This window comes from Amycolatopsis decaplanina DSM 44594, assembly GCF_000342005.1.
Lineage (GTDB): Bacteria > Actinomycetota > Actinomycetes > Mycobacteriales > Pseudonocardiaceae > Amycolatopsis > Amycolatopsis decaplanina.
This window is the reverse complement of the sequence record NZ_AOHO01000067.1, coordinates 76,731-91,268: the sequence shown is the minus strand read 5'-3', so window position 1 is coordinate 91,268 and position 14,538 is coordinate 76,731. Positions and strand designations below refer to the sequence as shown.

Genomic DNA, 14,538 nt, shown 5'->3' with positions numbered 1-14,538 from the left:
GCCGCTCATCTGGCACCCTGGAGTGGTGTTGCGGCTTGCAGGTGCACGGCTGCTCGATGATCGGGACTATCCCGCGGTCCGTGCCGCGCTCGCCACAGACCCGGTCGGCAGCTGCATGGTCAGTGCCAGGGTGGAGACAGCGGGTCTCGACCCCTGGCGGCTCGGTGGCGAGCTCTGGGCCGCCGACTCCCGCCCGGTTCGCGCGGGCAGGCTCCAAGGGCTGTGCTTCTCCGGGCCGAACCTGATCCCGTTGCGCGGCAACGCCTCCGCTTTGCGTTCCTTCGCCGACCGCGCCCTGCGCCGTCAGCGGAGCTGTTCGTCACTGGTCGGCCCGGCCGAGCAGGTACTGGGGCTGTGGGACGAACTCGAGCCGGAATGGGGTCCCGCCCGCGAAGTCCGGCACGACCAGCCGTTGCTGGCGCTCGACGGGATCCCCTCCGTGGCCGCCGACCCGCTGGTCCGCGCGGTGCGCCCGGAGGAACTCGACCGGTATCTCCCGGCCGCGATCGCCATGTTCATCGAGGAGGTCGGCGTCGATCCCCGCAACGGTGACGGGGGCGCCGGGTATCGCGCCCGCGTCGCGGAACTGATCGCCGGCGGCCGGGCATTCGCGCGGTTCGAGGACGGCGAGGTCGTCTTCAAGGCCGAGATCGGCGCGATGTCCTCGACGGTCGGCCAGATCCAGGGCGTCTGGGTCCATCCGGAACGCCGCGGCGGCGGGCTCGGCACCGCCGGGACGGCGTCCGTGGTGACCAGGCTCGTCCGCGGGATGGGCCGCACGGCGAGCCTGTACGTCAACGCCTACAACAGCCCGGCGCTCGCCGCCTATCGCAAGATCGGCTTCGAACAGGTCGGGCAGTACGCGACGGTTCTCTTCTAGCAACGGCGTTGCGCCGGGTGGGAAGCCGCCGGGACTGGCAGGATCCGAGGCATGCCAGCAGGTCGTCGTGTCGCCGTCGTCGTGCTCGCGGGGATGGTGGGCCTCTCGGCCGCCGGATGCGGACTCTTCGCCGATTCCGGTCCCGAAGACGCCGTCACGGGTTTCCTCGACGGACTCTCCTCCGGTGACGTCGCTGCGGCCGCTTTCTTCACCGATTCGCCGGACGCCGCTCGGGCGTCTCTGGAAATGGTGAGGAAGGCGCTTTCCCCCGAGTCGATCAAGGTCGCGGCCGACGAGGTCCAGCACTCCTCCGGGGCGGACAACGCGACGGCGACCTATCGGCTCACCTGGAATCTCCCACGCGGCCGTGTCTGGACGTACAAGGCCGACGCGCAGGTCCATTCCACTCAGGACGGCTGGAAGGTGCGCTGGCTGCCCACCGTGCTCCACCCGCAGCTGGCCGCACAGCAGAGCATCGCGCTGAAGGCCGAGCCGCCGGACCTCGCGCCGGTGCTGGACCGCGACGGGATGCCGTTGCTGCGCCCGCAGACGGTCGTCAGCGTGGTGCTCGACCCGGCGAAAGCGGGCGATCTGGTGGCGGTCACCGACAAACTCGGCGCGGCGCTCAACCGGTTCGAGCCGTCGGTGACCGGTCAGTCGATCCGCGACGGGGTGAAGACGCTCAAACCCGGTTCCGGCTATCCGGTGGTGAGCCTGCGGGCGAACAGCTACCAAGAGGTGAAACCCGAGATCTACGACCTGCCCGGCGTCCGGTTCAGCCAGCAGGAAAGGCTGCTGCCCGACGACAAGAACTTCGGCAAGCAGGTGCTGCCCGCCGTCCGCTCGCTCGTCGAGGACCAGGTGGAGGGCTCGGCGGGCTGGCGCGTCGTCACACTGGACACCGGTGGCGGCGAGATCACCGACCTGCACAACGAACATCCCAAACCGGCCCCCGCGGTCGTCAGCACGCTCAGCGTGAAGGCACAGGGTTCGGCGGAACGGGCGCTCGCCCCGGTCCCGACGGCTTCCGCACTGGTGGCGATCCAGCCGTCGACAGGCGAACTGCTCGCCGTGGCCCAGAACGCCCCGGCCGACACGCAGGGCGCGATCGCGCTCACCGGCCGGTTCCCACCGGGCTCCACGTTCAAGATGACCACCGCCGTCGCGGCGCTGTCCGCGGGTTCGGTGCGGGCGGACAGTCCCGTCGACTGCCCCGGTACGGCCACCTTCGAGAACCGGACGGTGCCGAACGAGGGCAAATTCGCCCTCGGCGTCGTCCCGTTGTCCACGGCGTTCGCCAAGTCCTGCAACACGACGTTCGCGAAGCTCTCCACCGATCTGCCGCCCGCCGCGCTGACCGACGCCGCGCGCGACCTCGGCGTCGGCGCCGACTTCGTGATCCCCGGCCTGACCACGATCACCGGTTCGGTGCCGCCGGCGAACACCGTCGCGCAGCGGGCGGAGAACGGGTTCGGGCAGGGGACCGTCGTGACGAGCCCGTTCGGGCTGGCGGTCGCCACCGCGACCGTCCAGTCCGGGAAGGTCGCGGTGCCGACGCTGGTGCGGGGGATGGCCGCGACGTCGTCCGGGCTGGGGAAACCGATCCGGCCGGAGGTGCTCGACGCCCTCCGCGGGATGATGCGCGAGGTCGTCACCGACGGCACGGCGACGCTGCTCAAGCCCTTGCCGGACGTCCGGGGCAAGACCGGGACGGCCCAGTTCGGCGACGGCACGCATTCGCACGGCTGGTTCGTCGGCTACACCGGGGACCTGGCCTTCGCGGTGCTGACGACCGACGCGGGGACGTCCAGGCCGGCGGTCGAGGCCGCCCAGCGCTTCCTGACGGGGCTCGGCTAGCCGGCAGGTCGTAGGCTGGGCTCATGTCCGTTCGCTCCCCCTTGAAGCCCGGCGTCCAGACGCCGAGGCGAGTCGTCCCCGCCGGCATCGCCCGTCCCGAGTACGTCGACCGGCCGGCGCCGAAACGCGACACGGGCAACGGGGTCCGCACGCCCGAGGTGATCGAGGCGATGCGCGTCGCCGGCCGGATCGCGGCGCAGGCGCTCGAGGAGGGCGGCAAGGCCGTCAAACCCGGCGCGACCACCGACGACATCGACAAGGTGATCCACGAGTTCCTGCTGGACAACCACGCGTACCCGTCCACCCTCGGCTACCGCGCGTTCCCGAAGTCGTGCTGCACCTCGCTCAACGAGGTGATCTGCCACGGCATCCCGGACTCGACGGTGATCGAGGACGGCGACATCTGCAACATCGACGTCACCGCGTTCATCGGCGGCGTCCACGGCGACACCAACGCGACGTTCCTGGCGGGTGACGTCTCCGAGGAGGCGCGCCTGCTGGTCGAGCGCACCCGCGAGGCGACCATGCGCGCCATCAAGGCCGTCCGCCCCGGCAGGCAGCTCAACGTGATCGGCCGCGTCATCGAGTCTTACGCGAAGCGGTTCGGCTACGGCGTCGTGCGCGACTTCACCGGACACGGCGTCGGCCCGGCGTTCCACACCGCGCCGACCGTGCTGCACTACGAGGAACCGTCGGTCGACACGGTCATCGAGCAGGGCATGACCTTCACGATCGAGCCGATGATCACCCTCGGCACCATCGACTACGACATCTGGGCCGACGACTGGACCGTCACCACCAAGGACAAGAAGTGGACGGCCCAATTCGAGCACACTCTCGTGGTGACCGAGGACGGCGCCGAAATCTTGACAGTGCCCTAGGTCGCGCGCTGACGTAACGCCTCGTGAGTGGTAAGGACGGTTCTAACCGTCCTTACCATTCACGAGCCGGTTTCGGTCAGCTCTCGTCTTGTTCCACCCGGGCCAAGAGTTCGTCCAGGAAACCGCACGCCTCGCTGGCGGCCCGGTCGGCGTCGCGGTCGGCGATGGCCTCGGCGAGCCCCTCGTGCCCTATCTCCGGCAGGTACTCGTGCCCCGGCGTCACGTTCGACGTGGCGGCCACGCTGGCCGTGATCACCTCGGTGAGGCCGCGGTACATCTCGGTCAGCAGGGTGTTATGTCCACTTTGGACGACGGCGAAGTGGAATTCCGCGTCGAGGCGGGCGAAGTCCTCCCAGTGGCCCTCGCGCAACTCGGCATTGCGGCGTTCCAGCAAGGAGCGCAGCTCGGCGACCTCCTCTTCGGTCCGCGACGCGGCCGCGAGCCGGGCGCCCTCGACTTCGAGGAGGCGCCGCACCTGCAGCACCTCGCGCAGTTCCGAACCGCACAACCGCCGGATGGCGCCCGATACCTCGCTCGTCGCCCGCACGTAGGTTCCGTCGCCCTGCCGGACCTCGAGCAGTCCCGTGTGCGCGAGCGCGCGAACGGCCTCGCGGACGGTGTTGCGCCCGACGCCGAGCTGTCCTGCCAGCTCCGGTTCGGTCGGAATCCGCTGACCGATGGGCCATTCTCCCTGCGTGACGGCGTCACGCAGCTGCTCGATGACCTGATCGACCAGGCCGGCACGGCGCGTGGTGGCCAATGGCACAGCGTTGTCCCTTCATCCAATCATCCTATGTATGTGATACTAGCCGACGTGCGTGTCGACTCCCGAGAACCCGTTTCCCCGTTCGATGAAAGTCTTGAACTCGAAGGCTCGATCGAAACGGAGTGGCGGCCGGGAGTGATCACCGGCGGCGTCCTGCTCGGCGTCGCGGTCATTCTGGTCGCCTTCAACCTGCGCCCGGCGATCACCAGCGTCGGCCCGATCCTCGGCGAAATGCGCGACGACCTCGGCGCCACGGCGACCTGGGCCGGCGTGCTCACCACGCTTCCCGGCCTCTGTTTCGCCGCGGCCGGACTCGCCGCTCCCGCGCTGGCACGCCGGTTCGGCATCGGCGCGGCCATCGCTTCCGCGCTTTCGGTGCTGGCCACCGGCCTGGTGCTGCGCGTGATCGACGGACCGTACGTCGTACTCGGGGGAACCCTGGTGGCCACGGCGGGAATCGCCCTGGCGAACGTACTGATCCCGGTCGTCATCAAGGACTCCTTCCCGGCGCGTGTCGGCATGATGACCGGCGTGTACACCGCCGCTCTGCAGGGCGGGGGCGCACTGGGGTCCGCGCTCACCCCTCCCCTGGAGAACGCGTTCGGCGGCTGGCGCCAAGGTCTCGGCGCCTGGTCGGTGCTGGCGGTACTCGCACTCCTCGTCTGGATTCTCGCAGCCCGCGGTGCGGGGCGTGCGCCCGTTGCCGAGGCAGGCAAGCAGGGTAGCGGGCGATCGCTCCTGCGTAGCCCCCTTGCGTGGATGGTCACGCTTTTCTTCGGCACTCAGGCCTTTTTGGCCTACGTCGTGATGGGCTGGCTGCCGGAAGTGATGATCGACGCGGGGGTGAGCAAGAGTGATTCCGGGTTGCTGCTCGGGCTGATGTCGCTCATCGCCGTCCCGATCAGTCTCGTGGTGGCGCCGATGGCCGCGCGGCAGAAGAGCCAGAGCCTGTGGATCGTCGGGCTGGGCGTCTTCGGCTTCGTCGGCATGGTGGGCATGATGGTCGCGCCGACCTTCTCGCCGCTGCTCTGGTGCGTTCTCATCGGGCTCGGGATGAGCGTCTTCTCGCTCGCGCTGACGGTGATCGCGCTGCGGGCGCGCACCGGCGAGGACACCGCGCGGCTGTCGGGGATGGCGCAGGGCATCGGCTACCTCATGGCGGCCGTCGGGCCGTTCCTCTTCGGGCTGCTCCACGACCTCACCCACGGCTGGACCGTGCCCTGGATCATGATGCTCGTCGTCTTCGTCGCGCAAATGACCTTCGGGGCCTTCGCCGGTCGCCATCGCTTCGTCTGAACGCGTTCAAAAAACTGCTTGACCCCACCTGGGGCGGAGCCATAGCCTGATCGAGTTGAACCTGTTCAAAACTCGGTTCTGGGGGTCGGCGTGGCGGAAGGACTGGCGTACGGGACGGCTCTGGCGTGTTTCGCCGCGGTGTGCGTCGCCGTCGCGCCAGGGCGGCCCGCGGCGGTTGTCTCGCCGCACGAGTTCCACCGCGCCGTGGACCGGGTGTGCGTGCAGGTGGGGAAGGACAGCGGCGCGGCGATCCGGCGCTACTGGCCGGATCCGAAGGGGGACGCCGCGACGGAGCTGCGCAAGTGGCAGCATTACGTCGCGACGAAGGTGGACGACGCCAAGGACATCCTCAAGGGGGCGACGGGGGTCCGGGCGGTGCCAGGAGGGGCGGCATCCGCGCGGGAGGAGTTCTTGGCGGCGATCCGCCGGTACGTCGAGGCGGGCGAGCGGTTCCAGCGGGACGGGGCCCGCTCGGCCACCTTGATGGGCGCCTCGGACATCGAGCGGAACGCGGTGAGAGCGCTCGCGGCGCGGAACGGCGCCCGCAACTGCGACCGCGTGGTCTGACTGACGCCGCGATCCGTCACCTGCTTGCGCCGGGTGAACCCCGCAAGCAGGTGACGGATCGCGGGAGGGGTCAGTCCAGCGGAAGGTTCAGCAGCGCGTTCTCGACCAGTTCCGGCATCGCCGGGTGGATCCAGTACTGCCCGCGCGCCATGCTCTTCGCGTCCAGTCCGAAGCTCATCGCCTGGATCAGCGGCTGGATCACCGAGGACGCCTGCGGGCCGATGATGTGCGCGCCCAGCAGCTGCCCGGTCGCCGGGTCGGCGAGCAGCTTCGCGAAGCCGGTGGTGTCCTCCATCGCCCAGCCGTAGGCGATGCCGGCGTAGTCCTGATGCGATGTCACGTAGGACACGCCACGCTCGCGCGCCTCACGTTCGGTCAGCCCGACCGAAGCGACCTGCGGCGAAGTGAACACCGCGTGCGGGACGAACCGGTGGTCGGCTTCGATCCGCTCGTCCGGGTGCAGCAGGTTGTGCTGCACGACGCGCTGCTCGTGGTTCGCGACGTGCTTCAGCTCGAAGACCGACGAGATGTCGCCGAGCGCGTAGATCCCGTCGACCACGGTCTGCTGGTACTCGTCGACCACGACGTGCCCGCGCTCGCCCGTGGTCACGCCGGTGGCGGCGACGTCGAGGAGGTCGGAGTTCGGCGTGCGGCCGGTGGCGACCAGCAGCACCTCGGCCTCGACGGTTTCCGCCCCCTCCGGGCCTTCGAGATCCAGAACGACGCCCGACGCGTTCTTGCGCGCGCGGACGGTCTTCCGGTCGAGCCGGACGTCGAACCGCCGCGCGGCCAGTTCGGTGAACCGGGCGCTGACGTCGTCGTCCTCGGAACGCAGCAGCGCGCCGGACCGGTTGACCACGGTCACCTTCACCCCGAACGAGGCGAAGACGTGCGCGAACTCGGCCGCGATGTACCCACCGCCGAGGATCACGATGCTCGACGGCAGTTCGTCGAGCCGCATCACCGTGTCGGAGGTGTGGTAACCGGTCTCGGCGAGACCGGGGATGTCCGGGATCACCGGACGGCCACCGGCCGCGAGCACGAACTTGTCCGCGGTGATCGTCTCCGGGGGGCGGCCGTCGGGATAGCTGACCCGCAGCTCCTTGTGCCCGGTGAAGCGGCCTTCGCCCTCGTACACGGTGACGTTCTTGTTGTCCTCGTGCTCGACGCGGTACTCGCGACCGCCGGCGGCGATCGGGTCGATCCGCCCGAAGATCCGGTCGCGCACGTCGCGCCAGCGGACCCCGGTCAGCTCCTCGTCGACGCCGAACTTCGACGACGACGCGGGAGTGGCCGCGACGTTGGCGGCGTGCACGAACATCTTCGTCGGGATGCAGCCCACGTTCAGGCAGGTGCCGCCGAACGTGCCCTTCTCCACGATCGCCGTGTTCCAGTCCGCGAAGCGCGGGTCGAGGATCGAGTTACCCGATCCGGTACCGACGATCACCAGGTCGTAGTGGGGCACGCTGTCTTCCTTTGCGGCGGGAGCGGGTGGTTCCGACTCTAGCCAACTTGTCGCGGCGGCCGGTTGTTCCCGGTTCAGCGCCCGTTGGAGCTGAAGTGCATCCGATCCTTCGGCGTCGTCCAGGTGCCGCCCCAGGTCCAGCCGATCGCGGAGAAGGCCGCCACGGTCCGGTCGCCGGGCGTGATCATCCCCGGCCGAGGGTTTCCCCGGTCGAGGTACGCCGACGCGAGCTCGGGCAGGACTAGGTCGCCCTTGGTGTACGGGTTGCAGAACGGATCGACGTCGATCGCGAGCCCGTAGGCGTGCGCGGACCAGTTCGTCTGGCCGCGGGCCGGACGGCAGACGAAGGCGTTGGTGTTGTTCCCGTCGCCCGTGGGGGGAGCGGTGAGTTCGGCGGGAGCGGTCACGCGCATCTCCTCGATCGGGAACTTCGCGGCGAACAACTGCCCGAATACGGTGACGACGGCGTCCGCCACCGAAGCGTTCACGAGTATTTCCCCGGTGTGCGCGTGGCCGTCGAAACCCCAGAACGACAACGTGAGATAGCGCAACTCGCCCGCCGCGACCGGGCAGCCGGGCTGCCAGGTGCTGCGCGCGAGCACCTCGGCGGGAACGGGATTCACCGTGCCCGCGAACCGGTTCCCGGCGGGCGGGGGAAGCAGGTCGGTGGTCGGCAGTGAGCGGTTCGCCAGCACGGGAGGAGTCGGGAGGATCTGCCCGAAACCGTCACGGCGCAAGGGAAGCGGCGTCGCGCCGACCTGCCAGGCCGGCGAGGGAGGCCCAGCCGATGTGCTCGGAGTCGTTGCCGCCGAAGAGGTCTCCGCGGGTTCGCCGGCCGCGGCCGAGGTGGACGGTGCGGACGTCGTGTCGAGCGGGGTGGGGCTCGTACACGAGGAGAGCAGAAAGGCCGTAGCCGCCAGAATCGTCGCCGTAGCCCGCACGGGGTCCAGCGTGACAGATGCGTTGGGTGAGTACAGTTTCACCCGTTTCAGTGACGCCGCATCGGGCTTTCTCCGATTAGGGTATCCGCGATCGCTCGTGTACGCGCTGGAGTCGAATGACTTCCCAGGGTTTGACCGTACGTACGCCCCGGTGAAGGGATAAAACACATGCCCAAGAAGTCACGTCGCACGCTGCTGCTCGCGGTCGGAGCGGTCCTCGCGACGGCCGTGATGGTGCCGGTCGCGGTCACCAGCGCGGCGGCGGACGACAGCTCGGTGAGCGGGCCGGACCAGGCCGCCCAGCCGAGGATCGTGGGCGGCGACAAGGCTTCGATCTCGCAGTACCCGTACGCGGTCTACTTGGCCGACCGCGGTGGCAACCAGTACTGCGGCGCGGTGATCGTCAGCTCCACGACGGTCGCGACGGCGGCGCACTGCGCGGTCGCGGTCAATCGCGCCGATGTCCGGGTGGTGGCGGGGCGAGAGGACAAACGTTCGCGGGACGGCGTGGAGCTGCGTGTTTCGCGGATCTGGGTCAGCCCCGACTACAGCGGCGATCCCGGCAAGGGCGACGACATCGCGGTGATGACGGTCAGCGGTCAGCTGCCGTACCGGCCCGCGAAGGTCGCTGACAACGGCAACGCCGACCTGTACAGCGAAGGCACGAGGGCGACGGTCCTCGGCTGGGGCCGTGTCGCCGACGGCGGCGCGCGGTCGGACTACCTGCGCAGCGCGGTCGTCCCGGTGGTCAGCGACAGGACCTGCCGCACCGCGTACTCGAGCTACGACCCGAGCGACATGGTGTGCGCCGGCTACCCCGAAGGCGGCGTCGACGCCTGTCAGGGCGATTCGGGCGGACCGCTCGTGGTGGGCGACACGCTGATCGGGATCGTGTCGTTCGGCGAAGGCTGCGCGAAGGCGGGCAAACCGGGTGTCTACACCCGTGTCTCCCACTTCGCGAACGAGATCTCCCAGCAGAACAACCGCGGGCTGATCGGCTGATCGATGCCTTCTTCACGCCCGATGTGCTAACAAGTGGGCGTGAGCACCGACACCCCGATCATCGAGACCACGTCGTTTCCGCTGTCCGTCGCCGGTGACGAGATCACCGCCGCGCAGCTGCACGGCATCCTCCGCCTGCGCGTGGACGTGTTCGTCGTCGAGCAGGAATGCGCCTATCACGAGATCGACGGGCGTGATCTCCTGCCCGGCACACGGCATCTCTGGGTCGGCGGTTCCGTCGCCGTCGACTCGTACCTGCGGGTGCTGCAGGACGCCGGCGGCACCTTCCGCATCGGCCGGGTGTGCACGGCCGTCCGCTCCCGTGGCAAGGGACTCGCGGGACGGCTGATGGAGACCGCGCTCGCCGGGATCGGGGACGCGCCGTGCGTCCTCGACGCGCAGACGTACGCGACGGATTTCTACGCCAAGTACGGCTTCGTGGTCGAGGGCGAAGAGTTCATGGAGGACGGGATCCCGCACCTCACGATGTGGCGCCGGGAGGCGCCGCGGCCGTGATCACCCCGACCGCGCGGTCCACGTCGGCCTCGGTGAGGTCGGCCCGCGCGGTCAGGCGCAGGCGGGAGATGCCGTCGGGCACGGACGGCGGGCGGAAGCAGCCGACCCGCACGCCCTGATCCGCGCACGCGGCCGCCCACGCGACGGCCGCTTCCGGCGACGGCGCTTGCACCGAGATCACCGCCGCGTCCGGGAGACTGACCCGGAAACCCGCCGATTTCAGTCGCATCGCGAGGTTTCCGGCTGCCTCGGTCACCTTGGTGGCCAGCTCCGGCTCGGCCTTCAGCGCGTTGAGGGCGGCCAGCGCGGCGGCGGCACTCGCGGGCGCGAGCCCGGTGTCGAAGATGAAACTGCGCGCGGTGTCCACGAGATGCTTGATCACGCGACGCGGCCCGAGTACCGCTCCACCTTGCGCCCCAAGGGATTTCGACAGCGTGATCGTGGTGACGACGTCCGGCGCGCCGGACAGTCCTGCCGCGTGGACGGCGCCGCGGCCGCCCTCGCCGAGAACGCCGAAGCCGTGTGCGTCGTCGACGAGCAGTGACGCGCCGTGCTCACGGCAGACACCGGCGAGCTGCTCCAGCGGGGCGATGTCACCATCGACGGAGAACACGGAATCGGTGACGACGAGCGCGCGCGGTTTGCGACGGGTCGCCAGCGCGTGCTTGAAGGCGTTCGGCTCGCTGTGCGCGACGGCGGCGATGTCCGACCGGGACAGCCGGCAGCCTTCGATCAACGAGGCGTGGATGTACTTGTCCGTGACGATCGCGGAATCCGCGCCGGACAGGGCCGTGACGGCGCCGAGGTTCGCGGTGAAGCCGGACGAGAAGACCAGCGCGGCCTGAGTGCCGCAGAAGCGGGCGAGCTCGTGCTCGAGTTCGGCGTGGACCTCGGTGGTGCCGCTGACGAGACGGGAGCCGGTCGCCCCGGCGCCCCACCGCAACGCGGCCGCGGCGGCCGCACCGGCGACGCGCTTGTCCCTGGCGAGCCCGAGGTAGTCGTTGCCCGCGAGGTCCAGCTCCGGTTCCTGCGCCTGCCGGATGCGCAGCTTGCGCACCAGTCCGGCCTCGGCCCGCTTCTCCGCCTCCACGTCGAGCCAGTCGAAGACCTGGTCGGGTGGGAGGTTCTGGGAAGCGGGGCCGGGAGAAGTCACGTCCCGCAGTCTTTCATCCGCCGTTCGCAAACTCGTCAGACGGGTGCCAGAACACGGAACTCGCGTGAATGAAGACGGGACTCGCGTGATCGGAGACGTAACTCGAGAGTTCCGCCTTCAATCACGCGAGTCCCGGTCAGGAACACGCTAAATACGACTCAGTTGTCGAAGCTGCGACGCGGGCCGCGGCCCGGACGCTGCGGACGGCCGTTGCCGCCACCGGACTCGCCACGACGCGGGCGGCCGCGGAAGCCGCCGGGACGGCCGCCTTCGCGGTGACCGTGACCCTCGCGCGAACCCTGGTAACCGCGGTCGCCGCCACCGTAGCCGCGGCCACCGCCACGACGCGGGGACTCACGGCGACGCTCCACGACCGGCTCGCCGCTCGGCTGCCGCGCACCGGTGATACGGGTGAGCTCGGCGTCGCCGGGGCGGATCGTGGTCTGCTCGGCCCGGACACCGGCGCGGTCGGTCATCCGGCGCACCATGCGGCGCTGGTCGTGGGTGACCAGCGTGACCACGACACCGGACGCCCCGGCGCGCGCGGTGCGGCCGGCGCGGTGCAGGTAGTCCTTGTGGTCGGCGGCCGGGTCGACATGCAGCACCAGCGAGATGTCGTCGACGTGGATACCGCGCGCGGCGACGTCCGTGGCGACGAGGACCGGTGCGTAGCCCTCCTTGAAGTCCGCGAGGACCCGGTTGCGCTGGCCCTGGGTCTTGCCGCCGTGCAGGGCCGCCGCGTGGACGCCCTTCTCGCGCAGGCGCTCGGTGAGGCGGTCCACGTGGTGCTTGGTGCGGACGAACATGATCGTGCGGCCCTCGCGGGCGCCGATCTCGGTGATGATGTCCTGCTTGTCCTGGTGCGACACCTGGAACACGTGGTGGTCCATGGTGGTGACGCTCGCGGTCGACGGGGCGACCGAATGCGTGACCGGGTCGGTCAGGTACGCGCGGACCAGCCTGTCGACGTCACCGTCGAGGGTGGCCGAGAACAGCAGGCGCTGGCCGCGGGCCGGGGTCAGGTCGAGGATCTCGCGGACCTGCGGCATGAAGCCCATGTCGGCCATCTGGTCGGCTTCGTCGAGCGCGACGAAGTTGACATCGGACAGCGACGCGGTGCCCTGGCGGACGTGGTCCGACAGCCGGCCGGGGGTGGCGATCAGCAGGTCGACGCCGCGGGAAAGCGCGTCGGCCTGGCGGGTGAAGGCCATGCCGCCGACGGCGGTGCGGCACCACAGGCCGAGGGACTTGGCCAGCGGGGTCAGCGAGTCGGCGACCTGCATGGCCAGCTCGCGGGTCGGGACCAGGATCAGCGCGCGGGGGTGCTTCGGACGGGCCCTGCCGCCGTTGAGCCGGGTCAGCATCGCGAGGCCGAAGGCCAGGGTCTTGCCGGAACCGGTCTGGGCGCGGCCGAGCACGTCGCGGCCGGAGAGCGCGTCGGGGATGGTCGCCGACTGGATCGGGAACGGGGTGGTGATACCGGCGTCGGCCAGTGCCCGCAGCAGCGGCTCGGGAAGGCCGAGCTCCGCCCAGGTCTTCGCCTTGACCGTCTCGACGGCGTCTTCGCGCAGCATCGCGTCACCCGCGGGGCGGGTGCGCGGCTTGCGGTGCTGACGCGCCGACGGTGAGACGTGGCCGGAGTTGAACGTGACTGTCACAAATGCCTCTCGGACGTGGCACGTCGCAAGGAGGCCCGGGCTGCCCGCACGCAGGCAAGGCAAGATGGTGTGCACAGATGGGCGTTCACAGGGACGAACCCGGCACACCGCGTCTGCGTGACACCGCGCGCCAATTGGTTGATACGGATACCGCGAGCCATTCGGTTGGCTTTGGAGGCGACGGACACCACTCATCCACGCCGCCGATTGCGGTCTGTCACTACTGTACCGGACCGTTATCCGGCCACCCAACCGGAGGGACCGATTGTGGGCAGGGTCTCCACGACGGCTTCTTCCGGCGCGTCGGGAAAGGGTCGTTCCCGGCGTGGCGCCTCGGGAACGACCCCTTCCTGACACTGTGGACGCCTCAGCGAAGGCCGGCGATCTCCTTCAGTTCCTCGATCAGCTCCGGGACCGCCGTGAGCCGCTCCGGCAGTCCCCGCGAGTGGAACCACGCCGCGATGTTCCGCACGTCCCGCGCGAGGAACTCGAGCCCGCCGGGATTGGCCACGATGTCGACCACCTGCGGCAGATCGATCACCATGATCCGCTCGCGGTGCACGAGCAGGTTGTACGCCGAGAGGTCGCCGTGCGCGAGCCCCTGCGACGCCAGCAGTTCCAGCATCGCCGAGGTCTGGAACCACAGTTCCCGCAACTGCTCCGGCTCCGGCCGGACCTGCGCCAGCCGCGGCGCGGCAGTCTCGCCGTCACCGAGGAATTCCAGCAGCAGCTCGGTGCCGTCGCGCTGCACCGGGTACGGCACCGGCGCGCCGACCGTCCAGAGCCTGCTCAGCGCGCCGAATTCGGCCACCGCCCACTGTTCGGCGATGAGGTTGCGGCCGAAGCTGCTGCGCGACTCCATCGCCCGCATCTCCCGCGAACGCCGCATCCGCCTGCCTTCGAGGTAACCGGCGTCGCGGTGGAACAACCGGTGCTCGCCACTGCGGTACCGCTTGGCGGCGAGCACGGTGCCCTCGGTGCCGGGCAGATTGCGCCGGACGAGGTGGACGTCCGCCTCCTTGCCGGTTTTGAGGATGCCGAGTTCGGTGTCCACCGCCGCCAGTTCGGTGATCACCCAGTCCGGCCGCGGCCGCGGCCCGTGCTCCGCTTCTCCCCAGGTGCTCCAGCGGTCGGCGCCGTCGGGGATGGCGGTTTCGGTGTAGGCGTCCTCACGCAGCCGGGCGAGGCGGACGCGTTCGGCTTCGGTGAGCCGTCCGCCGCGGGCGGGTTCGGGTTCGTCGTCGAAACGAGGACGACGGGTGCGGCGAGGACGTTGTTCGTAGGACTCTTCGAGATCGTGCTTGCGCACTGGTGGGTTCTCCTAGGTCAGGGATGCCCCACCGGGCGAGCGTCGTGGCTCAGCCTCGAGGGGCGAGTGGATGGGGGCGGCCAAGGCCCCGGACAGTCATCAGCACGAGGCACCTCCCTGTCGCATCCACCGGCTCCCTGCCGGATCGCGCACGATCATCCCCGGCACCGTCAGACCCACGCAACCGAATTAATTCGAGGGCGCGGTGAGGTGCCAAGTACATGAAGGCCCCCTTCCTTGCGCCTGG

At 69.8% G+C, this 14,538-nt stretch carries 13 protein-coding genes; 7 read left to right on the top strand and 6 right to left on the bottom strand.

All coding sequences use genetic code 11. The features are described from left to right. Positions 1–25 precede the first annotated feature (25 nt). Genes H074_RS24935 through map form a run of 3 tightly spaced genes read left to right on the top strand, consistent with a single transcriptional unit; the run spans position 26 to position 3,618 of the window. Positions 26–880, top strand: coding sequence for a GNAT family N-acetyltransferase (locus H074_RS24935; protein WP_007032841.1), 855 nt, complete (start codon positions 26–28; stop codon positions 878–880). 51 nt (positions 881–931) lie between these two features. Further along, entirely contained in the window at positions 932–2,737 is a 1,806-nt protein-coding gene (locus H074_RS24930) for a penicillin-binding transpeptidase domain-containing protein (RefSeq protein WP_007032840.1), read from the top strand. A gap of 23 nt (positions 2,738–2,760) precedes the next feature. After that, positions 2,761–3,618 carry a type I methionyl aminopeptidase gene (map, locus tag H074_RS24925; RefSeq protein ID WP_007032839.1) on the top strand — a complete coding sequence of 286 codons (858 nt, stop codon included), beginning with the start codon at positions 2,761–2,763 and terminating at the stop codon, positions 3,616–3,618. Positions 3,619–3,694: 76 nt separating this feature from the next. Here map and H074_RS24920 read toward each other — a convergent pair whose 3' ends face one another. Beyond that, complete coding sequence (locus tag H074_RS24920; protein ID WP_039923334.1) at positions 3,695–4,384, bottom strand: FadR/GntR family transcriptional regulator; 690 nt, start codon at positions 4,382–4,384, stop codon at positions 3,695–3,697. A gap of 48 nt (positions 4,385–4,432) precedes the next feature. On the opposite strand from H074_RS24920, the gene H074_RS24915 reads away from it, so the two are divergent. Together H074_RS24915 and H074_RS24910 are read left to right on the top strand one after the other, a co-directional pair. Continuing rightward, positions 4,433–5,680 (top strand): CynX/NimT family MFS transporter, encoded by a 1,248-nt coding sequence (locus H074_RS24915; protein ID WP_007032837.1) that lies wholly within the window; start codon positions 4,433–4,435, stop codon positions 5,678–5,680. 90 nt (positions 5,681–5,770) lie between these two features. Next, positions 5,771–6,247 (top strand): hypothetical protein, encoded by a 477-nt coding sequence (locus tag H074_RS24910; protein ID WP_007032836.1) that lies wholly within the window; start codon positions 5,771–5,773, stop codon positions 6,245–6,247. Positions 6,248–6,317: 70 nt separating this feature from the next. Here the strand turns inward: H074_RS24910 and H074_RS24905 are convergent, their stop codons facing one another. Both H074_RS24905 and H074_RS24900 read right to left on the bottom strand, forming a co-directional pair. Further along, positions 6,318–7,712 carry a mycothione reductase gene (locus H074_RS24905; protein ID WP_007032835.1) on the bottom strand — a complete coding sequence of 465 codons (1,395 nt, stop codon included), beginning with the start codon at positions 7,710–7,712 and terminating at the stop codon, positions 6,318–6,320. A gap of 74 nt (positions 7,713–7,786) precedes the next feature. After that, positions 7,787–8,653, bottom strand: coding sequence for a M15 family metallopeptidase (locus H074_RS24900; RefSeq protein WP_235096868.1), 867 nt, complete (start codon positions 8,651–8,653; stop codon positions 7,787–7,789). A 168-nt stretch (positions 8,654–8,821) separates the two neighbouring features. Between H074_RS24900 and H074_RS24890 the strand changes: the two genes are divergently transcribed. After that, complete coding sequence (locus H074_RS24890) at positions 8,822–9,655, top strand: S1 family peptidase (protein WP_007032832.1); 834 nt, start codon at positions 8,822–8,824, stop codon at positions 9,653–9,655. A 33-nt stretch (positions 9,656–9,688) separates the two neighbouring features. Next, on the top strand, positions 9,689–10,171 hold the full coding sequence (locus H074_RS24885) for a GNAT family N-acetyltransferase (RefSeq protein ID WP_007032831.1): 483 nt from the start codon (positions 9,689–9,691) through the stop codon (positions 10,169–10,171). On the opposite strand, the gene H074_RS24880 is transcribed toward H074_RS24885, so the two are convergent. The 3 genes from H074_RS24880 to H074_RS24870 all read right to left on the bottom strand — a co-directional run bounded on the left by H074_RS24880 (position 10,137) and on the right by H074_RS24870 (position 14,291). After that, positions 10,137–11,324, bottom strand: a complete 1,188-nt coding sequence (locus tag H074_RS24880; RefSeq protein WP_007032830.1) for an 8-amino-7-oxononanoate synthase — start codon at positions 11,322–11,324, stop codon at positions 10,137–10,139. The genes H074_RS24885 and H074_RS24880 overlap by 35 nt on opposite strands. Positions 11,325–11,482: 158 nt before the next feature. After that, complete coding sequence (locus tag H074_RS24875) at positions 11,483–12,982, bottom strand: DEAD/DEAH box helicase (protein ID WP_007032829.1); 1,500 nt, start codon at positions 12,980–12,982, stop codon at positions 11,483–11,485. 367 nt (positions 12,983–13,349) lie between these two features. Continuing rightward, positions 13,350–14,291 (bottom strand): serine protein kinase RIO, encoded by a 942-nt coding sequence (locus H074_RS24870; protein WP_007032828.1) that lies wholly within the window; start codon positions 14,289–14,291, stop codon positions 13,350–13,352. Positions 14,292–14,538: the final 247 nt, after the last annotated feature.

Bases quoted from the DNA above. Each gene is read 5' to 3' on its own strand.
- map (WP_007032839.1), top strand. From the start codon at position 2,761: ATGTCCGTTCGCTCCCCCTTGAAGCCCGGCGTCCAGACGCCGAGGCGA.
- H074_RS24930 (WP_007032840.1), top strand. From the start codon at position 932: ATGCCAGCAGGTCGTCGTGTCGCCGTCGTCGTGCTCGCGGGGATGGTG.
- H074_RS24890 (WP_007032832.1), top strand. From the start codon at position 8,822: ATGCCCAAGAAGTCACGTCGCACGCTGCTGCTCGCGGTCGGAGCGGTC.